Origin of the sequence: Pseudoclavibacter chungangensis (assembly GCF_013410545.1) — a bacterium.
Taxonomy (GTDB): Bacteria; Actinomycetota; Actinomycetes; order Actinomycetales; family Microbacteriaceae; genus Pseudoclavibacter; species Pseudoclavibacter chungangensis.
The window spans coordinates 3,154,599-3,177,007 of record NZ_JACCFV010000001.1 but is presented as its reverse complement, the minus strand read 5'-3'; the positions used below and the strand labels follow the sequence as shown (position 1 = coordinate 3,177,007).

Sequence of the window (22,409 nt, the reverse complement as noted above, 5' to 3'; positions counted from 1 at the left end):
CGAGGGGCCGCCCGTCGACGTCGAACTCATGCCGTGCGCGCCGGCGCCCGTACCGTCAGGATCGCGTCGGCGAGCTCGCCGATCGCCGCCGTCGTCTCCGCGGCGAGGTGTGCCGCGTCGAGCGGCCCATCGTTCGCGAGCGCCGGATCGAAGGGGATGTCGATGCGCGTCACCGCGCCTGTCCCATCGTCGTCACGCATCTGCCGGGATCGTCGCCGGGTGGTCGTGACGACGGCGAGCGCGAGGACGGGGACGCCCTCGGCGCGTGCCTCTCGGATCGCCGCAGTCGCCGCGGCGACCCCGTGGGGCGCGGCGTCGCACACGAGAACGATCGGACCATCACGGATGCGAGTGCGATCCAGGCCGTGCGGGCCGGCGTCGACGAGGGTCGGCAGATGGGGTGGGGCAGGGGGCAGCGATGGCGGGGTGACGCGGGTGGCGCCGTCGTCGTCGTCGCGGTGACGGAGCGGGAGGACGCCGCCGAAGCGGCGAGACAGTTCCGCGCGGAGCAGGCCGGTGATCGTGGAGGCACCCGCTCCGCCCGACAGGGCACTGATGACGAGCGAGGGACGTTGCTCGCGCGCTGCGCCCGGCGGCGCCGTGGGGGTGGCGGCTCCGCGGGCGAGCTCGTCCCGGTCGAGTCGGCTGGTCGCCTGCCCCTGGTCTCGGCTCTGGCCGTGGATCCGGCTGTGCAGATGCCCGTGGTCCTGGGCCGAGGCCTGGCTCTGGCTCTGGCTCTGTCCCGGCCCTTGATCAAGGCGCTCGGCCTGTCTCAGTCTCTGCCCCTGGACGTGGACCTGGATCGGAGACGGGGGCGGCGACGAGTCCGGGTGGGCGAGGGCCGCGCGGACATGTCCGAGGTCCGTGGTCTCCTCCTGGGCGGCGAGGGCCTCGGACGTGGCGTTCACGTCGGCGGGGACGGGGCTGCGGTTGACTGTGGTCGACGTGCTGCCATCGCTCGAGGGCGGCACGACGACGGCCGGCCGCATCGGCGACCGCCTCGCCTCCGGGGTCGGTGCCGGGGCGGCCTGCGGGCCGGTCAGCGGAGTGGGCTCGGGGGGCACCGGCCCGAACAGGGGCGCGGTTCCGGCGCCGGGCCAGGCGGCCGCCGTGAGCATCGAGCCCAACGAGTCGCTGAGGTCGCCCGTGGCCGGCGCCTCCCCACCGGGCGGAGTCGCGGGCGGGGGCGCGGCACGCCGGCCGCTCCGGCGCAGGCCGGCCGCGCGGGCGTCCGTGATGCGCCCACGGCCCTCGCTCGGCACCTCGTTCCGGCCACGCTCCGGTGGCGGGAGCGAGGCCCCGGATCCGTTTCGGGGCGGCTGCTCGGTCACAGCAGCTCACCGCTCTCGTCCGCACACACTCCCTGGCAGCGCTCGGCGATGCCGCGGGCGATGGCCGCACTGCGGTGGCCGGTCGGTCCGAAGGGGATCCACACCTCGGTCCAGAAGGCGGGGCCGGGAACCGCCGTGGCGGCCGCCGGTTGCCGAGTGGCGATCTCGTCGGGTACGCCGACGAACGTCGAGTACTGCATGGAGAGGATGACGTCGCGCCGCGCGTCGAGCACCATCTGGACCGCGCCGTTGCGCACGTTCGCGACGATGGCGTCGGGATCGTGCTCTCGTGCGGCGTCGCGGAGCTCGTCCACGGTCGGCGGCCTGCGGGTGACGAGCGTCAGTTCACGTGGCATGCGGCTCTCCGGGTGGGGTCGAGGAACTCTCGGGTGCGGGTGCCTCGTGGCCGGGGTCGGTGGCGTTGCGGCCCCCGGCGTCCAGCGGCGGCTCGGCGATGTGCACGACGGCGGGTGGTCGGCCGGGACGTACGAGTCGCCCCCTGCCGGGGATCATCCGTTCGGCCCAGACCCGGGGGAAGATCTGGCCCTCCGAGCGATCGCCCGACATGACGAGCCCGATGCCGCCGGTGTCGCGCACGGTCTGGATGCCGAGCTCGAAGGAGCTGCGTGCGGCACCGGCCACCGGCCGGGTGAGGAAGACGTGCAGCCGGAGGTCGCGAGCCGAGGGCAGGTGTGGGATGAGCGGGGCGAGCGGATCGTCCCCGCCCGAGCCGATGATGTGGTGGTCGTCGATGAGCAGCACGACGCGCGGCCCCGGGTTCTTCGCCGCCTCCTCCGGGTCGCTTCGGCGCTCCAGCTCGCGGGCGATCGCCGCCGCGAGGCCCGTCGCGGTGCGGGCATTCGACGCGTGCCCGCCGAGGTAGTCCTCGGGGACCGCCGGCGCCACCTGACCGCGGACGTCCATGACGCCGATGACGAGCTCGTCCGACGAGTAGCGCTCCATGAAGCCCTCGGCGACGACGCGCAGCAGCGACGACTTCCCGGCGCCCGCGTCCCCGTATGCGACGAGGTGCTGGTCCCGGGCGGGGTCGAAGAATTCGGCACCGAGGTCGCTCTGCCGGATGCCGATCGGGATGCGGTCCGGCTCCTCGAGCGGGTCGGGGAGCTCGTCGAGGTCGAGATGTTCTGGGAGCAGGCGGATCGGTGCGGCGGTGGCGCCGCTCCAGCCCGCGGCGAATCGCGTCGCGAGGCGTTCGAGCTCGGGCCCGACCTCTTCGTCGTCGACGACCTCCTGCACGGGGAGGGCGATCTGGCCGAAGAGCGATTCGCCCGTGACGGCGCGGCCCGGGCCCGCGTTGCGCATCGAGTCGGCGAGCTTCCGGCCGAGCTGCGATTCCATCGGGTCGTTGACGCGGAACTCGAGCCGTTGGCCGATGTGTGCCTGGTGGCGCAGGGGCAGGTCGTTCCAGCGATTCATGGTGAGCACGACGTGCAGGCCGAAGGAGCCGCCGCGCGAGAGGAGCTCCATGAGCGGCTCCTCGAGCTGCTCGAACTCGGCCCGCAGGATCGACAGGCCGTCGACGAGCAGGACGACGTCGGGCGAGACGAGTTCGGGCAGTTCGCCGCGCGCGTGGCGCGCCCGCAGGACGCCGAGCGAGTCGATGCCGTGGTCGCGGAAGATGCGCTCGCGCGTCGCGAGCATGGTTCCGAGTTCTTCCAGCAGGCGCGCGAGCCGTTCGCGGTCCGCGCGGGTGGCGACGCCGCCGACGTGGGGGAACGGTTCGACTCGCGCGAGGCCGCCGCCGGAGACGTCGAGCCCGTAGATCGACACTTCGGCGGGGGTGTGGGTGAGGGCGAGGCTGGTCGCGAGGGTGCGCAGGAAGGTGGATCGTCCGGTCTGCGGCGCGCCGTGTGCGGCGACGTGTCCGCCGAGTTTCGTGAGGTCGAGCAACCACGGCTCCTGGCGCTGCCGGGCGGGGTCGTCGAGCAGCCCGATGGGGGCCTGCAGCGGCCCGGTGCGGTGGGCGGCGCGGACGCGTTCGAACGCGAATCGCTCCGGCAGGGGGGCGAGCCACACGGGCGGGACGGCCTCGGCGGCACCGCGGAGGAGCTCGATCGCGGTGTCGAGCACGGTGCGGCCGCCGCCCGCGGCGGCGGAGAGGCGGGCTTCGGCCTCGTCCTCGGGGCGGCCCGCGGCGTCGGATTCGATGGTGTTGTAGCGGGGGAGCAGGAGTGGCTCGTCGCGCTCTTCGACCGGTGCCTCCTCGACCTCCGTCGGGAGGGGGCCGGAGACGTACCCGGCGCGGAAGCGCGTGTACTGGGTCGTGTCGACCTTGAGGTATCCGAAGCCCGGCAGTGCGGGCAGGTGGAACGCGTCGCTCGTCTCGAGGATGAGCTGGCTCTCGGATTCGGAGAAGGTGCGCAGACCGATCCGGTACGAGAGATAGGTGTCCAGTCCGCGCAGCTTTCCCTGTTCGACGCGCTGACTCGACAGCAGCAGGTGGATGCCGATCGAGCGGCCGATGCGGCCGATCGTGAGCAAGAGGTCGACGAAGTCGGGCTCGGCGGTCAGCAGCTCCCCGAATTCGTCGATGACGAGTAGCAGGTGCGGCATGGGCGGCATGTCGGGTGTGCCGGCGCGCTGTGCGCGGTAGGCCGTGATGGAGCCGAGCGAGCCGGCGTCGCGCAGCAGCTCCTGGCGGCGGCGGACCTCGCCCGCGATGCTCGTCTGGGCTCGGCGGGTGAGTTGGGGGTCGTCGGCGAGGTTGTCGATGACGCCCGCGACGTGGGGCAGTTCGGTGAACGGCGCGAAGGCGGCGCCGCCCTTGTAGTCGACGAGGATCATGGACAGATCGTCGGGCGAGTGCGTGAGCGCCAGGCCGAGGACGAGTGTGCGGAGCAGTTCGGACTTTCCCGAGCCCGTGGCCCCGACGGCGATGCCGTGCGGGCCCATGCCGAGCTGGGCGGATTCCTTGAGGTCGAGCTGGACGGGGCGGCCGCTGTCGTCGACGCCGATCGGCACGGTGAGGAAGTCGCGTTCGGTGCGGGGCAGCCAGGCCCGCCGGAGGTGGGTGTCGTCGAGGCCGTCGAACCCGAGCGATTCGAGCACGCCGACGGCGTCGGGTGCGTCGCCCTGCTCCCGCGCGTCCGCGCGGCTGAGGCGCATGGGTGCCGTGGCGCGGGCGATGCCGGTGGCGAGTGCCGGTGGCGTCGTGTCGGGGCGGATCGCGCCGCGCGGAGCGTCGGTGCGGACGTCGTCGATGGTCACCTCGTCCTCGGCGCTCGTCACGCGGACGGAGACCTCCCCGGGCTCCTTGAGCCGGTCGTCGACGAGGTGGACGACGGTGATACCGAGTTCGCGCATGCCGATGGTGCGGTCGGGGACGGGGAGGGTGCCGGCGGTCGCGTCGCCGTGGTCGACGAAGACGAGCAGTCGGGGGGCCGCGAAGCCGTCCTGGCTGCGGCCACCGCCGCGCCGCGCGGCGGCGGCCGTGTCGCTGCGCCCGCGCAGGTCCGGAGCGATGAGCGAGGCGAGCCGCTCGAGCGTGGGGGCGACGCGCCGGGCACGGACTGGGCCGTCCCAGACGTCGTCGATCTGGACGTGTGCGGCGAGGTCGAGGCCGTCCCAGTCGGCGGCGAGGTGCTCAGCGTGGACGAGCGCGATCTGCAGGTCGTCGGGCGCGTGGAACACGACGGCCTGGGCGTAGAGGGAGCGGGCGAGTGCGAGGGTGCGGCTGCGGGGGCCGACGAGGGAGACGTCGCCGACGCGATCGATGCCGATGGTGGCCGGCAGGTCGCGGACGATCGAGTAGTGGCGGCGGAGTTGTGCGAGCTCGTCGGCGAGCAGCTCGTCGAACGGTTCGACGGGGTTGCTGTCCTTCGGCAGGCTGAGGCCGTGCCAGTCGTGGGGCCCGAGCCCGATGCGCAGCCGCAGGAAGTCGGCGTCGGTGCGTCGACGCTCCCACCGCCGGGCGGGGTCCCGCACGATGTCGGGCAGCGCGGTGGGTTCCGGGTCGGCGAGCAACGCTTCGCGGCGCACCTCGGCGTTCACGGCCCGCAGCCGTTCGCGTTCGTCTTCCAGGTGGTCCAGGAATCGTTCGCGCTGGTCGCGGCGGCGCCGCGCCGCTTGTCCGCGCTGCGAGAGGGCCATGCCGACGCCGCTGACGACGGCGACGACGAAGATGAGCGCGGCGACGAGCACCATGAGCGGGTTTGTGCGCAGCACGGTGATCATGAGGACGGAGGACATCGCGCCGATGACGGGTAGCAGCATCTGCAGCGGGAAGCCGCGCTGCTGGTCGGCGGAGCGCGGCGGGGGCGCGAGTTCCGTCGGAAGGGGTGGCTCGGGTGGCCTGACCACGCGGGCGGGGCGGTGCACGATCCGTGTGCTCATGGCCGCCCCTCCCCGCGAGCCGAGGACACGACGAGCTCGGCGGCGAGGCCGAGCCACCCGTTGGTGGTCCGCCGCCTGGGGTGTGCGCCGCGGGCGAGGCGCGCGTCGTGGTCGATGCGCAGCACGTTCGCGTCGAGCGGCCCGAGCTGCAGCCGGCCGACGCCGACGCCGCGCCCGTCGCGATCGACGAGCGCGATGGTGACGTCGGGGGGCGCGGGGAGGCGACGCAGCGCGGGCACGAGGGCGGCGGTTTCTTCCAGGCCGACACGTGTCGCCGGGGCGACGAGGCAGATCGCGTGGGCGGAGCGGGCGAGTTCGCCGATGGTGGCGAGATCGCGGCGTCGTCCCCAGTCGGTGATGACGACGCCGAAGAAACGGCCGATCGCGGCGGTCGCGTGGCGCCACTCCTGCGGGTCGGCGGGCCAGCTGTCCGCGTCGGGGTGTCCGAGGCCAAGGTGGTGTATGCGGCCGCGCGTGTGGAGGCCGGCGGCGGCATCATCCGGGGTGCGGGCGGCCGCGCGGCGGGGCGAGGGCGGGGTGACGCGTTCGTCGGCCGGGATGCCGAGCCGTTCGGAGAGCCCGCGTGCCGCGCCCGCGGCGTCGACGGCGAGCAGGGGGCGGTCGCGGCGGTAGGCGATGAGCTGCGCGGTGCGAGCCGCGAGGGTGCTCGTGCCCACCCCGCCGCGCAGGGCGAGGAACGCGATGCGCCTGCTCGTTGCGAGCGGCGCGCGCACGCGATCGTCGAGGTCGACGAGCACGCGCTGCCGGTCGAAGGGGCTCCAGGCCGCCGTGCGTCGTGGAGTTCGGGGCTCGGTCGTCGTGGTCATGTGAACGTGGCGAGCAGCGCGGGGTACACGTCGAGCACGCCGAGCAGCATGGGGACGGTGGCGAGCACGGCGAGGAACTCGAGGACGCTGCCGGCCCGTCGCCAGCGGACGCGGGCGTGGGCGGTGGGGCGCACGCCGGTGAGCAGGATCGCGAGCAGCAGGATGCCGAGGACGATGAGCGCCCGGCCCCAGTCGGGAACGAGCGGCGACGAGATGCTCGCGAAGGCGACGACGGTGGCGGCGGCCCACAGTGGCAGCAGTTGCGAGGTGAGCGGGAACTGGCGGGTTCGCAGGGCGAGGACGAGGGCGCTCGCGATGCCGAGGACGGCGGCGTAGATGTTGTCGGAGCGGATGAGCAGCGTCCCGCAGCTGCCCGCGGTCAGGGCGAGGGCGAGGGCGACCCAGGTGAGGGTGGCGTAGGCGTCCTCGAGGCTAACGGTGACGCGGTCCCGGGACGGCAGGGCGCCCGCGATGGCTTCGTCGTCGAGGCCGGCGAGGCCGGAGGCGTTGAGCGCGAGCGTGGGAAGCAGCCCGATGCCGAGCAGGGCGGCGATGCCGAGCAGGGCGGCACCGGCGGTGGCAGGCAGCGGGGTGGCGAGCAGGACGAGCGCGGCGATGCAGGCGAGGGCGGCCGTGGCGGCTCCCCACCAGACGGGGCGGCGTCCGGCAGCGAGGCCGAGGCCGATGCCGAGTGAGCAGGCGGCGAGGAGGGTGGCGCCGATGGCCGTCGCCTCGGGGACGTGCCCGGGCAGCAGCGGGGCGAGTTCGGTGGCTGCGGGCCAGGCGAGTCCGAGTCCGAGTGCGGTCGCGGCTTCGCGGGCCCAGTTCCGGCCGCGGCGGCCGGCGACGAGCGCGGCCAGCGCGGTGAGGCCGATGCCGCCGAGCAGCACGGCGATCTCGGTGCCCGTGGGGATCGCGGGGCGGAGGCCGTGGACGAGGACGAGCGTGGCGATCGTGACGATCACGAAGCCGAGCGCGCGGCGAGGGACGGCGGACCATCGGTCGCGGCGCGCGACCAGGGCGTCCGCGACGACGTCGGTGACGTCGGCGACCTCGGGTGGCGGTGGTGCGGCATCGGCGCGCACGATGCGTAGCACGTCGCCGTCGGGGAGTTCCGATTCGTCGGCGGTGGCCTCGAGGTCGAGCTGTTCGCCCGTGCGTCGGACGAGCGCGAGCGGGGAGCCGTCGTAGCTGTGGTCCTCGTCGACGAGGCGGAGGAGTTCGGGAAGCAGGTTGGCGATCGGTTCGTCGCCCGGGACGACCAGGTCGGCGCGTTTCGTGGACCCGACGAGGGTCAGGCGGGTGAAGGCGCTCATGCGGCGGTCCGCTGTCGGTTCGGTTCGGGTGTGGGGGCGGCGGTGAGGGTGGCGGCGTGCGTGGGGGCGGCGGCAGATGCGAGGTGGCGTCCCGCGGCGCTCGGAGTGTCCTCGGGGGCCGGTTCGGGCGCCGGGCCGGTGTCCGGATCGGGCTGCTCGTCCGGGGCGGGCTGGGCGGGGTCGGCCGGCGCAGCAGGATCGGGGTCCGGTTGTTGTTGTTGATCCTGGAGCTGTTGTTGCTGCTGGTCGAACTGCTGTTGCTGTTCCTGGAGCTGCTGTTCCTGCTGGGCCTTCTCGAGTGCCTGCTGGGTGAGGATGCTGGAGACGAAGGACACGCCGACGCAGACGGCGCACACCACGGCGGCGCACACGACGCTGCCGATGAAGCGTCGGACGTTGTCACCGAGGGGTCGTCGTTCGCGTGGGGGGCCGTAGACGAGGGCGGCGGCGAGGCGGCGGCGGTGGACGCCGACGGTTTCGAGCAGGAGGCCGTCGCGGTCCCTCATGCGTTGGCCTCACTCATGCGTTGGCCTGGGTCATGCGTTTCCCTCGGGGAAGAGGCGGCGGGCGAGTTCGGGGTTGGCGTTGGAGATGCGGTCGTGGCCGAGGTCGTCGATGAGGCCTCGTAGGCGGGTCCAGGCGTCGGCACCGCGGGTGTCGCTGACGTCGAGGAGTAGTGAGGGGGTGCGACGCCCGCCGAGAACGGTGCCCTGGTATGCCTTGGCGACGGCGCGCGCGTCGATGCCGAGGGCGCGCGTCGCGGGCGCCCCGATGAGGATGCCCGCGGGCCATCCCGGCACGTGGGCTCGGGCGTCGCGCATGAGGTCGGCGCGGCCGTGGTCGGCGAAGGCCGCGGCGAACAGGGGCACCCCGGTGTCGAGCGATTCGAGTGCCTTGATCGCCTCGCGCAGGCGGGTGTACGCGTACGGCGCGCGTTCGAGGCCGAGTTCGACGGTGAGTTGCGTGATCTCCTCGACCCCGTGCCGGGTGCGACGGGCGGTGATGGAGCCGGTGGAGCGGCGGGCCTCGAACGGGCTCGTGATGATGACACGTCCGCCGCCGGCGTTGCGTGCGAAGGTGGTGAGCAGTTCGCGGTCCCAGGGTAGGCCCGCTGGTTCGTGGAGTCCCCACCCGGCGGGTGGTGCTCCGGCGATCCGTGTGCCGAGTCGTTCGGCGTCGCCGCCGAGCAGCGTTTCGGCGGAGGCGCGGTGGCGTCTGGAGACGATGACCGTCACGCGCAGTGATTGTTCCGGGTCGATGCGCAGGTGGTCCGGGTGGGGTCTGGTGGTGCTCGGAAGCATGTCGACGAGGGGGGCCTGCTCGGGGATGCGCAGCGGGAGCCCGGTGAACCCGTCGCGTGCGTCGCCGTGGGCGTCGATGACGCCCCAGCTCGCGGAGGTGTGGCGCATGAGGGAGACGAGGTGGTCGCTGAGGACGGTTTCGGCGCCGGTGACGAGCACGACGCGGCGATCGGCGCGCTCTGCGGTGACGAGGAAGTCGGCGCGTCCCGCGCTGAGGTGGACACTCGGCGCGACCGATCGGGTGACGAGAATGCCCTTGCGGGGGTCGCGCGCGTCGAGCAGTGGATGTGGGTAGGTGGTGCGCGGCTCGGTCATCGCTCTCCCTCCGCGTTCTGGTCCATGCCTCGCATGCGGGCCGCCCCGTTCGGCCGCGCGTACTGTTCGATGGTCGCACATTCGCTGCCTCGGGGTCGCCTTCTGGTCGGCCGTCGGCCGTCGGCCGGAATGAGTGACGGGTGCCGGCCGGGCGCGGAGTCGGCCCACGCCCGCAGGGGGGACGGCAGGTGCGCGATCGTCGCGCGGGGCGAGGGTGTCTCCGGTTTTTTGGGGGGCATCGGACTCTGGATGAACCGAGTTCGGTTGCGCCGCGGGCGGTCAGTGCGGGATGGTGTCGAGGTCGTTGAGCTCTCGGAGTTTTGCCATCACCGCGACGACGCGGTCCGGTTCGTAGGAGTCGGGGACGCGAACGAGCGTCCCGTCACCGAGTGGCGACGCGCTCAGGCCGCTCGGCACATCCCTGATGCGCGCGACGTCATTGCGGAGCCAGAGCCGGTAACCGTCCGGGACTTGCCAGTTTCGGCGGCTTGTGGTTCTAGTAAGGCCAGGCGAGGTGAGAAACGCCATGTCGGGGTTCCAACCTTTGACGCATGCTTCGACGAGTACGTCACCGTCGTGAGACACGAGTCGACGTATTCCTGCGCCGATGGTCTGGAGGATGATATTGCACTTGTGCGTCGGAACGCGCTGATCGGCTGCTATACTGCCGGCTGAATACCGTACGGTGACTTTAATGCCATCGGCCTTCGCGATGAAGGAACCCGAATAGCCGAGTTCTGGGTCCTTCTCGCCGTTGTCGTCCTCGACTACCTTCTTTTCGATCAGTGGTTCGAGATCGCGTGGGACATCGTGCCAACGGTCGTCGAGAACCGCCCGCCATGCCGACGTTTGCAGGCCGAGCTGGACCATATCGAGGACGGTGCGGACCGACGCGGCGATCTCGATGACCGGCTCGCGAGACCGCGTCCAGAAACAGTGGGCGATCACCTTATCGGACCACGGAATGTCGTCATCGATGCTGGGATCATATTCGAAGTGCACGAACCTCTCCCTTCCTCCGAGTCCCAGTCAAGGCTCAGGTATGCCGTCCGCGAGATTCTAACCGTCCGGCAACCTCCTGGGGTGGTGTCGGGCTCTGCCTAAACCGTGTTCGGTTGTGCCACGGGCGGTCAGTGCGGGATCATGTCGAGGTCGTTGAGTTCTCGGAGTTTCGCCATCACCGCGACGACGCGGTCCGGTTCGTAGGAGTCGGGAACGCGAACGAGCGTCCCGTCACCGAGCGGCGACGCGCTCAGGCCGCTCGGGACATCCCTGATGCGCGCGACGTCATCGCGGAGCCAGAGCCGGTAACCGTCCGGGACTTGCCATTCTTGACGGTTTGTGATCCGGTTAAGGCCGGGGGAGGTGAGAAACGCCACGTCGGGGTTCCACGCGTTGACGCATGCTTCGACGAGCACGTCACCGTCGTGAGACACGAGTCGACGTATACCTGCACCGATGGTCTGGAGGATGATATTGCACGTGTGTCTCGGAAGGCGTCGGCCGACTGATATGCTGCCGGCAGAATACCCTACGGTGACTTTAATGCCATCAGCCTTCGCGATGAAGGAACCCGAATAGCCGAGATTCGGATTCTTCACACCTGCGTCGTTCTCGACTACCTTCTCTCGCACCAAGGGTTCGAGATCGCGTGGGACGTCGTGCCAACGGTCGTTGAGAACCGCCCGCCATGCCGACGTCTTCAGGCCGTGCTGGACCGTGTCGAGGACGGTGCGGACCGACGCGGCGATCTCGGCGACCGGCTCGTGAGATCGGGTCCAGAAACAGGGTGGTGTCATAGCGTCGAAGCAACACTCCTGTTCGGCGGGGGTCTGATCGATGGAGTGTGTGGATGTCGCGGGTGGGGTTGTCGTTCAGTGACAGGTCGGAGATCTCCACGGCGTCGAAGGCGGGTTGGGGTGTGCGGAAGATTGCCCGTCACCTGGGGCGTTGCCCGTCAGTGGTCTCCAGGGAGCTGCGTCGGAACGCGACGAAGACCCGCGGCTACCAGGCCGTGACCGCAGACGTGGCCGCGCAGCGTCGCCGGGCCCGTCCGCAGCAGCGGAAGGTCGCGGCGGATCCGGTGCTGCAGGCGCGGGTGAATGCTGACCTAGCCGCATCGTGGACGCCGAACGAGATCGCGGGCCGCTTGCGCCTGGAGGCAACAGACCCGACTGTTGGCCGTATGGCGAACTCTCCTGATGCGCAGGGCCGCACCGTCTCTGGTGAAGCGATCTACCAGTACATCTACGCGATCCCGCGCGGGGAACTGGCCCGGCGCGGGATCTTTCTGCAGTCCAAGCGCACCAAGCGCAGGCCCCGCACTACGGGCCGGTCCCGGGGCGGGCCGATCATCGGGATGGTCCCGCTCTCAGAACGGGGCGAGGACGCCGCCGAGCGCCGGGTGCCAGGCCACTGGGAGGGGGACCTGATCATCGGGAAGAACGGTGCCTCCTGCGCGGCGACACTGGTGGAGCGGATGAGTGGTTTCACCGGGCTGCTGGCTCTGCCCTCCAAGCACGCCGAGGGCACCGCGGACGCGGTCATCGAGTATTTCAACGAGCTGCCCCAGATGATGAAGGCGTCACTCGCGTGGGACCAGGGCAGCGAGATGGCCCACCACGCGAAGGTCACCTTGGCCACGAACATGCCGGTCTACTTCGCCGACCCCCACTCGCCCTGGCAGCGACCCAGCAACGAGAACACCAACCGGCTCTACCGCGAGTACCTGCCCAAAGGCACGGCGATACCCGACCACCAGCCCTACCTGACCACGATCGCCGAGGAGATCAACAACCGGCCCCGCCGCCGGCTCGGCTTCCTGACACCGACCGAAGCATTCGCTCGACTACTGGCCGGCGAGCCCCATGTTGCTTCCACGCCTTGACATCGCCCAGTGCGCGATCACCTTATCGGACCATGGGATATCGTCGTTAATACTCATGTGGGTTTCGATCTTCATGAATGGCGCCCGCAGTGTGGCGGATGCCAATGAGTTGAGCTAGGCGAGCGGGTCGCGGTCGGGGCTGATGCCGTGACGTTCCTCGCCGCGCTCGATGTCCGCGTAGGCCGGTTGGAGGATCGACAGGACAATAACTGAACTGAGCTTCAGAAGCTTGAATCGCCCGCCGTTGTCGAGTTCCCAGTAGCTGCCGACGTCGAAGCCGTCCGGCGTCCCGAGGATACTGGTGAGTGATTGCTTGAGCGTTTTGAGCTGTGCGGTGAGTTCTCGCTTCTCGGTCGTCTCGTCACTGATATCGAGCGTGAGCTCCAAGACATTGTTTTCAGACAGTGATGCTTTTGCGTTTGGAAGCGATGACCTGGAGAGATTGGAGATGAAATAAATAACGCGGTCGAGGTCGTGGACAATGGTCCAGTCGAGTGAGGTCGTGATCGCGAGAAGTTCTTCTCGCGAGAGTGGCCAGGAGATCGACTGGAATGCGGCGCAGGTTCTTTGAAGGTTCTCTTCGGTGGCGACTGATGGTGCGTTCATGGGTGAATTCTACACTTTCTCTCAAAGCCCGAGATCGAGTTGATCGAGGTCCAAATTGAGGTCGCTGATATTGACTTTGCCGGTCGGGGTTGCCTTCACGAGTTGGTACGTGATCTGGATCGACCCGTTGGCGAGGCCTTCGGCGATGTCGGTGTTCTTGCTCAGGTAGTCTTGCAGTGCTGGATCTTTCTTGAATATCTCGCCGAAGTAGGTCGTGGATCCCTGCGCCGCATAGCTCCCGTCAGGAAGTTTTATGCCGTCGCCGAGGCTTGCAGTGCCGCCCTTTGCCTCAACCACGATCAAGGTCTGACCGTCATTCGAGAGGCCGACTTGGTCGAAGCGGCCACTCGGCGCCCCCGCACCGTCGATGATAACGGTTGCGTCTTGAGACGTGATGGCGTCCCGTGCGGCCTGATCGCCCATCGCCTCGGATGCACTGACCAAGTCGTCGTTCGTGCCGCGTTCCTGCCAGGCGGCAGCCTTGAGGTCTTCGAGTTCCTGGAGTCGGGAAGCGAGCTGTTCAGGGGTGAGGCTCGGGTCCGAAACAGCGTCTCTGCTGAGCCGTCTTATTGTGTCTTCAATCTCGCTCTTGTTGAGGTCGCCCTTCCCGAGAGTGATGCCATCATCCGCGAGGTCTGACACCCTGTCCTTGAGCTCACTTAGCGCCTCGGTGTGAGCGGCGGCAGCCGCCGTGCGGTCACGCACGGCGTCGGCGAATGCCTGCGTGCTGGTGACCTGGACGTCGCTGTTCGGTGTCTTGTCGACGGCCTTCGGGTCCTTGTTGTTCGAACCGTCTGTCGGGTCAGTCGATCCCGAGTCCGTGCCACTGGTGTCGGTGGTGCCGCCGTTGTCTGCGTCGGTCTTCGGGGGGCCGTCGCCGTCGGGGCGGTCACTGTTTCCGGTGTCACCGTCTGTTGCGTCGCCGTCGGGGCGGTCACTGTTTCCGGCGTCACCGTCTCTTCCGCCGGTGCCGGTGCCGTTGCCGTCGCCGGTGCCGTTACCGTCGCCCGAGCCGTGGCCGCCCCTGTCGGTGTCGGGTCTGGGTGTCGGGCTCGGGAGGTCGGTGTCGATCTTCCCGAGGTCGAGATCGAGATCGAGATCGATGTCGATGTTCGTGTCGAGGTCGAACACGCCGGCGTTGAAGTCGAGGTCGACGTCGGCGTCGGCGCGTCCGGCGCGGCCCGCCTTGCCGGCCTTCCCGAACAATTGCACGCCCTTGGCGATGTTCACGCCGGGGATGAACATCGTGCCGACGTTCATGATGGTGTCCGCGGCAGCGCCGGCCGGGTTCTCCGACCAGCGGTCCCAGGCGACGATTCCCTTGGCCATTCCCAACCAGGCGCTGCCGGCAGTGCCCCAGGAAAAAATGCCCGTCCCGGGGTCGCGCCCGATGAGGGAACCCATACCGACCCAGGATTCGCCGAAGTCGTAGTAGTAGTTGCCGTCGTCGTCCCAGTGGAAGCCCGCGAGCCCCGCGAAATCCGCGCCGGCATCGACGAACCAGCCGCCGGTCGCTTCGATGCAGTCCTCGTCGTCCGGGTCGGCGGTGCCCCACGGCATCTCGCCGGCGTTCGGGATCTCGTCGACACCGTAGTGGCCGGTCTCGTAGCTCTGTCCCTCGCCGGTCATGCTCGTGATCGGCGGCAGGCAGTTGATGCCGCGGATCGTGGTCATGCACGTGCGCTCCGCTTCCTGCATCTTCTCGACGCAGTCCTCGAGCTCCGCGTAGATGCGTCGGCACTCATCGCCCAGCACGGGATCTTCGGACCAGTGGTCGTATTGCGGTCTCGTCCCACCACCCGCGGGACGGAACCTCCCCGCACCGGTCGACACCTGCGGGGAGACCCATGAATCGACGCTCGCGGACAGCGTCGCGAGGTCGGTCTTGGCCTGGTCCATGCGGATCTTGGTCTCGTCCGCGGTGACCTTCAGGTTCTTGAGGGCGCCCGTGACCGTCGACATACGCTCCCCGACGTCTGTCGACGACGAGCCCACGGGCTCCATGAGTGCAATGAACTCGGCATCGCCGGGCCCCTTGTAGGCGCTCGTGATGGGTGCCCATGCTCCGACGGCCTCGTTGCCGTTGTCGCTGACCGTGTCTCCGAGCTTCTTCAGCGTGCCGGAGACGGTGGTGATCGCCTCCGGGTCCATGTTCGCGAGGGGGTGGGCCGAGATGTCGGGCAGCTCGAGGTTCGCCACGAGTCAGGGTCTCCTGGGGGTCTTGGTGGAGCAGGTCACGGACGACGCGCCGCCGGTGTCCGCCTTCAGGACGCGTCGTTGAAGTAGCTGAAGTCGCCGTTGTCGGCGGAGCTCGCGGCCTGGCTCTGCACGTTCTGCAGCATCTCATCGCTGCTTGTCGTATAGGTGTTGCCGACGAGCGCCGCGCCCGCGAGACAGGCAGCGATCCGATCGCCGATGCTCTTGATCCTGGGTGACTCGAGCTCCAGGAACTCGGCCAGCGCCTGCGCGACGCCGGGCGCTCCGGCCTCGGCCAGCCCGGACACGTCGGTTTGGAGCGCGTCCCCGTCGATGCCGTCGCTGAACTCGTCCAGTTGTGTCTTGACGTTCCCGAGCACCGTTGAGAGTTCGGCCGGTTTGATCTCGAAGCTGTTCGTCATCGCCGTGCCTACCTGGTCAGGCGATGGCGTCGACGGCGGCCTTGGCGCGAGAGAGTGCGTCCTGCGCGGTCGCATCGTTGTCGCTCATGGCGTCGCGCAGCGCGCGCACGATGCTGACGGTGTTCGACGAGACCAAGTTCCAGCGCTGCTCTTTCGCGAGGTAGGTGGAATCCGCACCGTCGATCTTCGCGTCGGCCATGGCGGCTTTCACCTCTTTGTCGCGCTCCGCGATGAGTGTCTCGAGGTGGTTCGCGACGGCGATGAAGTTGGACTGGGCGCTCTGCGAGTCACCGATGTTGAATGCGAGACGGTCGCCTCCGGCGGGCATGGCAGATCCTTTCAGAAATGAGGGTCGGGGTTGAGATGCGGGATCAGCCGGTGAACTTCGAGTAGTCCTGCGCGCCGTCGATGCCACGCGTCTGGTCCGCCTGCACCTGCACACCCTGCTGCACGGACTGGTCCATGCCGACCGAGCCGCCCAGGATCGAGTTCAACGCCCGGTTGATCTCGTAGGCGATCGCGTCCGCGTTCTGCTGGAACAGGTCGAACGCCGCCCGGCCCGGCCCCTGGAACGAGGCCTCGACCGGCTCGGAAGCGCGAGCGAGGTTCTTCACGACGGTTCCGAGGTTTTCCGACTGTCCCTGCGTCTGGCGATTCAGCACCGTCAGCGTGTCCGCACCCATGTCGAACTTCGTCCCCATCGGGGCACCTCCCATCCTGGGACGCCCCACGAAACACGCGCGGCGTCATGAGTTTGTCCTCACGTACGCGAACGAGGCTAAGTGGGCAACACACGCATCACCACCCCCCGGTGTGGGCAGTGGTACCCATTGCACTCTTGGCGCGCGCATGGCCGCCCATGAAAATACAGGCGGATCCACGTGGGCGTTGAACGCGCGCGGTCCTCGGCTTCATCGAATCGGGAATCCGAGCCTGACGGCGTCAGAAGCTCGGGTCGCGCTCAGGATGCGCGAACATGACCCGAGCGCGTGTGGACGCGGAGTGGTCGCCCGTCGAGCAGGAGGTGGGCGCCCTCGGGAATCTCCGTTCGCTGTCCCGTTCGTAACCGTTCGACACGGGAGCCGACGGCCAGCTCGGTGCCGTTGAGCGAGCCGAGGTCGGTCGCGAACACGCGTCCGCGATCGAGATCCACGCGAACGTGGTTCCTCGACAGACGCCGCGACAGGTCCGGCAGCGCGACGGCGACGACACCGGGCTCCGGCGGCTCGACCCGAGGCGTGCGACCGAGCACCACGGCACGATCGAGCCCGATGCGCGTGCGCTGCTCGTAGACGAGCGTGACCGCACCCGGCCGCGAGCGTCCGCCGTCCACGCCGATGCTCTGTCGCGGTGCGGGCAGCTCGTCGATGCTCGGCAGAAGCAGACCCCGAGGATCCGCGCCGCGACGCAGGTCGACCGTGACGACCCCGAGCGCGCGCGCGAGCGCGCCCTGGCTCGACCCCAGGGCAACCGCCGAGCCGATGGGGCGTCCCCGCAGAGCGCGCCCGAGAGCGGACCGACCCAGCGGTGTGCCGTCGTCGGCCCGCACCGAGACCGTGCGGGTCAACGTGCCACCGGGAGTCCAGGCGATCGACACCCACACCACCGCGACCACCGCCGCGCAGAGCACGAGCGCGACGGCGGCGACCACGAACGCAATGAGTGCGGAGGAGCCGAGCACCCACGCGAGCACGCCGACGCCGGTCGCGAGCAGCGCAACCACGCCGACATCGCAGAGAACCGCGGCGACACGACGAGCGGCGCTCGCCGGCACCGCCCCGAGCCGCTCCGGCGACACATCGACCGGCAGGAACGGGGTCCGCGGGCGCATCCCGTGGCACTCGGGGCACGCGACCGAACCATCGGGCTCGAGCGGTGCGGCGCAGCGCGCACAAACCGTGTCCGTCGCATGCACGATCATCACCCCTCGCGTCATCCACGTTGCACGATCAGCGGCGCGCGGTCACGTCCCGGCGTCCGGATGGTGCCGCACTCCAGCTCACATGGTAGACGGCCGCCCACGGCCAACGAAGGCCCACCCGCTCCCGTCGCAGAATGCCCGAGAAACACGCGAACGGACTCGCAACGGCGGCGCCCCCACGGGAGCGCCGCCGTTGCGATCGAGCGGCCGCCGCTCCCGCTCAGCTCGCCCGTCGGCGCAGGCCGATGAGTGCGAGCGCACCACCGAGCAGTGCGACCGCGAGTGCGCCGCCGAGCAGCGCGGACAGCGAGCCGTCGGCACCCGTGGACGCGAGGCCCGTGCCCGACGTCGCTCCGGGGGTTGCGATGGGACTGCCCGTCGCCGACGAGGTCGCGGCCGGCGTCGCCGTGGCCGTCGCACCCGACACCTCGAGCTGCTTCTGCGCGCCACCCGGGCCTGTCGCCGTGACGGTGTCGTGCCCGACCCGCTGTCCGCCTGTGAGGTTCGCGGGCGCAGACCAACTCGCGGTCACCGACGCCACGGTCGCGTCGAAGCTCAGCGCCGGAACCTCCAGGACCGCTGTGCCGGCGCGGCAGATGTTCACGCACGCGACGTCGGGGCGGGTCGAGAACGGTGTCGATCCGTCGGACGAGACCGCGATCGGGCTCTGACCGGAGTTGCCGCCGCTGAAAACGGCGGAGCTCGCGACCGGTGTGCCCGCGGCGTCGAACTTCTCGACCCCGTCACGAGACGCCTTCGACAGGTGCACCTTGCCGAGCTAGTCCGCGGCGATCCCACCGAGCAGCGCTCCATCGGCCGCCTTCACGGACGTCCCGTCGGCGGCGAACTCCGTGTCCCCGACGTGTCCTCGCCACGCGACCACGATGTGGTCGTCGGTCGTGACCGCTGCACCGTCAGGACCCGGGATGCACGGGCGTAGTCCTGCGTGTGGACGGCCTGCGCGGGGGCGGCGCCGAAAGCGACCGCGGGGAGCGGGACGGCCGCGGCGAGCGCGAGGGCGGCCGCGCGGACGCGGCGTCGAGGGGCTCCGGGCGCAGCGGCATCACTCCCCGGGAGCGCGGAGGACACGGGGCCCTTGCGGTGCGAGGGGAGACTCCGAGCGGAGGCGGGCGTTCGGGCGACGACGCTCCTCGTGCGATGTCGTGCACACGCGACACGTCCGGGGAGCGGCCTTCGATGCGAGGCCGCGAGCTCGCCCGCGGCCTCGTGCGGCGAGCCGCGGCAACGGCTTCACGGCGGGCACCCGAGCGTCGTGCGGGGGTGGGATCATTGCCGGGCGGCTTCGCGCTGCGACGGGAACCCGCCGCGAGTGACCGTTCGTCCAACTCCCATCTCGCACCTCGGCTTCGTCCGTCGCGCACCGAACCGTTCGGAGTTTCCGTGAGCGATTCCCCGCAGCCCAGCGAGCCGAAGCGGCCCAGCGAGCCGGAGCGGCCCAGCGAGCCGGAGCAGCCGCCGTCGGCCCCCGCCGAGCACGCGCCCGCGGTCGGCCCGCGCCGCGCGTGGCTCGCGATCACGGCGCTCGCGGTCGGTGGCTTCACGATCGGGACGACCGAGTTCGTGACGATGGGGGTGCTGCCGCAGATCGCCGAGGGCCTCGGAGTCACCGAACCGCAGGCCGCGTACGGCATCTCCGCGTACGCGCTCGGCGTCGTCGTGGGCGTGCCGGTCCTCTCGATCCTCGGCACACGCCTGCCGCGAAAGGGCCTGCTCATCGCGCTCATGACGGGCTACGCGGCGTTCAACGCGCTGAGCGCGGCGGCCGCCTCGCTCGGCATGTTCGTGCTCGCGCGCTTCCTCGACGGCGTCCCGCACGGTGCGTTCTTCGGCGTCGCGTCGCTCGTGGCGGCGGGGCTCGTGTCCCGTGCCCTCCGCGGACGCGCCGTCGCGGCCGTGCTCATGGGGCTCTCGATCGCGAACGTCGTGGGCGTGCCCGCGACGACGTGGATCGGCCAGACGCTCGGCTGGCGCGAGGCCTATCTCGCGTGCGTCGTCGTCGGGGCCGTCGCGATCGCCGGCATCGCGCTGTTCGTGCCGAGGACGCCGGGCAGCGACGGGCCGAGCGGCGCGGGCGAGGTGCGGTCGTTCTTCGCCCGGCCGCAGGTGTGGCTCACGCTCGCGGCCGGTGCCTTCGGCTTCGGCGGCCTGTTCGCCGTCTACTCCTATATCGCGACGACGGTCACCGACGTGGGCGGCCTGCCGCAGACCGTCGTCCCCCTCTTCCTGCCCGCGTTCGGCCTCGGCATGGTCGCGGGCACGTGGATCGGGGGCGAGCTCGCGGGCGTCTCGGTCATGCGGACGCTCGTGGGGGCATCCATCGCGTCCGCGCTGCTCATGCTCGCGTTCTGGCTCGCCGCGCCCGCGGGCTGGTGGTCGCTGCCGGTGCTCTTCTGCATCACGATGACCGGCTCGGTGCTCGTCACGAACCTCCAGATCAGGCTCATGGATGTCGCGGGCGAGGCCGTCACGCTCGGGGCCGCGATGAACCACGCGTCGCTCAACACGGCGAACGCGCTCGGCGCGTGGCTCGGCGGCCTCGTCATCGCCGCCGGGTACGGGTACCGGGCTCCCGCGCTCGTCGCGTTCGGACTCGCGATCCTCGGCATCGTGCTGCTCGGTGCCTCGGCCTGGCTCGAACGCCGCACGGCTCGCACGGCGCGCGGTGGCGTGATCTGATGTCCGATCCGGGGCTGAACGCATCGCGACGGGCACGCGCTTCGGCGTGGCTGCGCTGGATCGGGCTCGCGCTCGTGTTCGTCGTCCTGTTCGGCGCCGGCGTCGTGTTCGTCGTCGTGGGGGAGGTCGAGCTCGGCGGGCGCCGGGAGCCGATGCACGTGCTCCTCGCGGTACCGCTCGTCGGGGGATGGGCCGCGCTCACGGTCGCGTTCCTGAAACTCATGTTCCCCCGGCGGGACCTGCCCGAGGACATCGCGACGGGGACGGCGAAGGCGAGTGCGGAGGCGCTCGCACTCCGCGCGCGGGGCACGTGGACGGTGTGGTGCATGCTCGTGGGCGCATTCCTGCTGGCAGCCGCGCTCACGGTGTGGCTCGCGGCGCCCGTCCTCGAGGGACGCCTCGCGCTCGACACGACCGTCGGCGGTGAGCGGCGCGGGATCCCGGCCTGGCTCGCGCTCGTGCTCGGGGCGGGGACGACCGTCGCGTGTGCCTACGGGGCGGTGCACGGTTGGCCGCTCGCTCGGCGGTGGCGCGGGGTCGGAGCGGACGACCGCGGCAGGGACCGAGCGGTCGGCGAACTCTGAGCGGGCGGCGGGGACCGAGGGCGGCAGGATCCAGCACGTCGGCGGGGTCCGAGAGATCGGCAGGGTCCAAGACGTCGGCGGGGCCGACTGAGCGGCGGGCTCGGACGCGATCGAGGTCGACCGTTACGTCGGACCCCACTTTCCTCGGAGTGCCCCGTTCGTGGCACCCCGCCTCGCGGGAGTACCCCTCGCCGCGACGGGCGCCGCTCCGCCCCTGGGAGGCGGAGCGGCGCCCCGGGCTGCCGTGACTCAGGCGACGACGGCGGCCTCGCGCAGTGCGGCGGCGGCGGCCGCGGGGTCGTCGGCGCCGTAGATCGCGGCGCCGACGACGGCGACCTCCGCGCCGGCTGCCCGGACCGCGTCGATCGTCGTGACGTTCACGCCACCCGCGACGGAGAACGGGACACCCGCCGCCGCGCCCGCCCGGAGGAGCGTGTCGAGGCTGAAGCCGGGCTGCGCCTGCTCGTCGAGTCCGGCGTGGAACTCGACGAAGGCCACGCCGAGTGCGTGGGCCTCGCGGGCCCGCGCCGCCTTGTCGGCGACGCCGATGAGGTCGACGACGACGCCCTTGCCGAGCTCGTTCGCGACCTGCACGGCGCCCGCGATCGTCGAGTCGTCCGCGGTGCCGAGCACGCTCACGAGGTCGGCACCGGCCTCGAACGCGATGCGCGCCTCGAGGGCACCCGCGTCGGCCGTCTTGAGATCGGCGAAGACGATCTTGTCCGGGAACTCGTCCTTCACGGCGCGGACGACCTGGATTCCCTCGTGCTTGATGAGGGGCGTGCCGAGTTCGATGATGTCGACGGAGGGCGCGACGAGTTCCGCGAGCCGCAGCGCGGCGTCGGTGTCGAGGAGGTCGATGGCGACCTGGAGCTTGGTCATGGGATGCCTTTCTGATCGGGGTGATGGCGGAGTGACGGCGACGTCATTCGAGGTTCGCGTGACGCGGCCAGAGCGACTCGGCAGGTGCACCGCCGCGCTGCCAGAGGGTGTGGAAGATCGCGTCGCCGACGAGCAGGGTCGCCTGCTCGAACAGGCTCCCCGCGTACTGCTGTGACGCGGTCGATCCGTGGTCGGTCTTCACCGCGGCGGGGATGTGGACGATCGTCCGGGCGAGGGTCGCGAGCGGCGAGTCCGGTGCGGCGGTGAGCGCGACGACGTCGACGCCGAGGCTCGCGGCCCTCGTGGCGTGGCGGACGACCGTCTCGGTCGTCCCCGAGCCCGAGGCGACGACGAGTACGTCGCCGTCCGCGACGGCCGGCGCGGTCACCTCGCCGACGACGTGGACCTCCAGGCCGAGGTGCATGAGTCGCATCGCGAGGCCCTGCAGGGCGAGCCCCGAGCGGCCGAGGCCGAGGAGGGACACGCGCCGCCCCGCGGTGATCGCGTCGGCGGCGGAGGCGATCGCCTCCGGTGCGACGCGCGCGAGGGCGGTATCGATCTCCGCCGTCACGAGCGCGAGGGCGGCCGAGGCGGTGGGTGCGTCGGTGGCGTCCGCTGCCGCGGTGCTGTCCGACGGCGTCGGTCGGGGCGTTCCGGTGACGGTCATGCGTTCAGCATCCGACAACCGGAACGGGTGGGGAATCGTCGCTTCGGACCGTCGTCACCACCCGAACGGGTAGGGCCTCGTCTAGGCTGCCCGCATGACCCCGA

Annotated in this window: 21 protein-coding genes; 3 read left to right on the top strand and 18 right to left on the bottom strand. The window is 70.6% G+C overall.

The window, feature by feature from the left end; translation table 11 throughout:
• Window positions 1–26: 26 nt before the first annotated feature.
• From HNR16_RS14045 to HNR16_RS14005, 9 genes are all read right to left on the bottom strand, one after another.
• On the bottom strand, window positions 27–1,331 hold the full coding sequence (locus HNR16_RS14045) for a hypothetical protein (protein ID WP_179558268.1): 1,305 nt from the start codon (window positions 1,329–1,331) through the stop codon (window positions 27–29).
• Window positions 1,328–1,687: a hypothetical protein gene (locus HNR16_RS14040; RefSeq protein ID WP_158041415.1), complete on the bottom strand. Its 360-nt coding sequence runs from the start codon at window positions 1,685–1,687 to the stop codon at window positions 1,328–1,330. The genes HNR16_RS14045 and HNR16_RS14040 overlap by 4 nt, the downstream gene beginning before the upstream one ends.
• Window positions 1,677–5,684, bottom strand: a complete 4,008-nt coding sequence (eccCa, locus tag HNR16_RS14035) for a type VII secretion protein EccCa (protein ID WP_158041416.1) — start codon at window positions 5,682–5,684, stop codon at window positions 1,677–1,679. The genes HNR16_RS14040 and eccCa overlap by 11 nt, the downstream gene beginning before the upstream one ends.
• Window positions 5,681–6,511 (bottom strand): P-loop NTPase family protein, encoded by an 831-nt coding sequence (locus HNR16_RS14030; RefSeq protein WP_158041417.1) that lies wholly within the window; start codon window positions 6,509–6,511, stop codon window positions 5,681–5,683. The genes eccCa and HNR16_RS14030 overlap by 4 nt, the downstream gene beginning before the upstream one ends.
• Complete coding sequence (gene eccD / locus HNR16_RS14025; protein ID WP_158041418.1) at window positions 6,508–7,827, bottom strand: type VII secretion integral membrane protein EccD; 1,320 nt, start codon at window positions 7,825–7,827, stop codon at window positions 6,508–6,510. The genes HNR16_RS14030 and eccD overlap by 4 nt, the downstream gene beginning before the upstream one ends.
• Entirely contained in the window at window positions 7,824–8,333 is a 510-nt protein-coding gene (locus HNR16_RS14020; RefSeq protein ID WP_158041419.1) for a hypothetical protein, read from the bottom strand. The genes eccD and HNR16_RS14020 overlap by 4 nt, the downstream gene beginning before the upstream one ends.
• Window positions 8,334–8,363: 30 nt before the next feature.
• On the bottom strand, window positions 8,364–9,443 hold the full coding sequence (locus HNR16_RS14015; protein ID WP_158041420.1) for a DUF6177 family protein: 1,080 nt from the start codon (window positions 9,441–9,443) through the stop codon (window positions 8,364–8,366).
• Window positions 9,444–9,722: 279 nt separating this feature from the next.
• Window positions 9,723–10,445, bottom strand: a complete 723-nt coding sequence (locus tag HNR16_RS14010) for a hypothetical protein (protein WP_158041421.1) — start codon at window positions 10,443–10,445, stop codon at window positions 9,723–9,725.
• 128 nt (window positions 10,446–10,573) lie between these two features.
• The gene (locus HNR16_RS14005; protein ID WP_158041422.1) at window positions 10,574–11,242 is read right to left on the bottom strand and encodes a hypothetical protein; all 669 of its coding nucleotides are present in this window, start codon (window positions 11,240–11,242) and stop codon (window positions 10,574–10,576) included.
• Window positions 11,243–11,295: 53 nt separating this feature from the next.
• On the opposite strand from HNR16_RS14005, the gene HNR16_RS14000 reads away from it, so the two are divergent.
• Window positions 11,296–12,330 carry an IS30 family transposase gene (locus tag HNR16_RS14000; RefSeq protein WP_179558345.1) on the top strand — a complete coding sequence of 345 codons (1,035 nt, stop codon included), beginning with the start codon at window positions 11,296–11,298 and terminating at the stop codon, window positions 12,328–12,330.
• A 114-nt stretch (window positions 12,331–12,444) separates the two neighbouring features.
• On the opposite strand, the gene HNR16_RS13995 is transcribed toward HNR16_RS14000, so the two are convergent.
• From HNR16_RS13995 to HNR16_RS13965, 7 genes are all read right to left on the bottom strand, one after another.
• Entirely contained in the window at window positions 12,445–12,936 is a 492-nt protein-coding gene (locus HNR16_RS13995; protein WP_158041979.1) for a DUF6301 family protein, read from the bottom strand.
• A 21-nt stretch (window positions 12,937–12,957) separates the two neighbouring features.
• On the bottom strand, window positions 12,958–15,135 hold the full coding sequence (locus HNR16_RS13990; RefSeq protein ID WP_158041978.1) for a hypothetical protein: 2,178 nt from the start codon (window positions 15,133–15,135) through the stop codon (window positions 12,958–12,960).
• A gap of 65 nt (window positions 15,136–15,200) precedes the next feature.
• A complete protein-coding gene (locus HNR16_RS13985; RefSeq protein WP_158041977.1) occupies window positions 15,201–15,554 on the bottom strand; it encodes a DUF6507 family protein in 354 nt (117 codons plus the stop codon).
• A 16-nt stretch (window positions 15,555–15,570) separates the two neighbouring features.
• The gene (locus HNR16_RS13980; protein ID WP_158041976.1) at window positions 15,571–15,882 is read right to left on the bottom strand and encodes a hypothetical protein; all 312 of its coding nucleotides are present in this window, start codon (window positions 15,880–15,882) and stop codon (window positions 15,571–15,573) included.
• A gap of 43 nt (window positions 15,883–15,925) precedes the next feature.
• Window positions 15,926–16,255: a hypothetical protein gene (locus HNR16_RS13975; protein ID WP_158041975.1), complete on the bottom strand. Its 330-nt coding sequence runs from the start codon at window positions 16,253–16,255 to the stop codon at window positions 15,926–15,928.
• A gap of 260 nt (window positions 16,256–16,515) precedes the next feature.
• Entirely contained in the window at window positions 16,516–17,277 is a 762-nt protein-coding gene (locus HNR16_RS13970) for an FHA domain-containing protein (protein ID WP_179558267.1), read from the bottom strand.
• Between the two features lie 418 nt (window positions 17,278–17,695).
• Complete coding sequence (locus HNR16_RS13965; RefSeq protein ID WP_158041973.1) at window positions 17,696–18,244, bottom strand: hypothetical protein; 549 nt, start codon at window positions 18,242–18,244, stop codon at window positions 17,696–17,698.
• Window positions 18,245–18,876: 632 nt separating this feature from the next.
• Here HNR16_RS13965 and HNR16_RS13960 point away from each other — a divergent pair.
• Both HNR16_RS13960 and HNR16_RS13955 read left to right on the top strand, forming a co-directional pair.
• Window positions 18,877–20,172, top strand: coding sequence for an MFS transporter (locus HNR16_RS13960; RefSeq protein WP_225737984.1), 1,296 nt, complete (start codon window positions 18,877–18,879; stop codon window positions 20,170–20,172).
• Window positions 20,172–20,756: a hypothetical protein gene (locus tag HNR16_RS13955; protein WP_158041971.1), complete on the top strand. Its 585-nt coding sequence runs from the start codon at window positions 20,172–20,174 to the stop codon at window positions 20,754–20,756. The genes HNR16_RS13960 and HNR16_RS13955 overlap by 1 nt, the downstream gene beginning before the upstream one ends.
• A 249-nt stretch (window positions 20,757–21,005) precedes the next feature.
• Here the strand turns inward: HNR16_RS13955 and hxlA are convergent, their stop codons facing one another.
• Window positions 21,006–21,638 (bottom strand): 3-hexulose-6-phosphate synthase, encoded by a 633-nt coding sequence (gene hxlA, locus HNR16_RS13950; protein WP_158041970.1) that lies wholly within the window; start codon window positions 21,636–21,638, stop codon window positions 21,006–21,008.
• 43 nt (window positions 21,639–21,681) lie between these two features.
• Window positions 21,682–22,305 (bottom strand): 6-phospho-3-hexuloisomerase, encoded by a 624-nt coding sequence (gene hxlB, locus HNR16_RS13945; protein WP_158041969.1) that lies wholly within the window; start codon window positions 22,303–22,305, stop codon window positions 21,682–21,684.
• Window positions 22,306–22,409 lie beyond the last annotated feature (104 nt).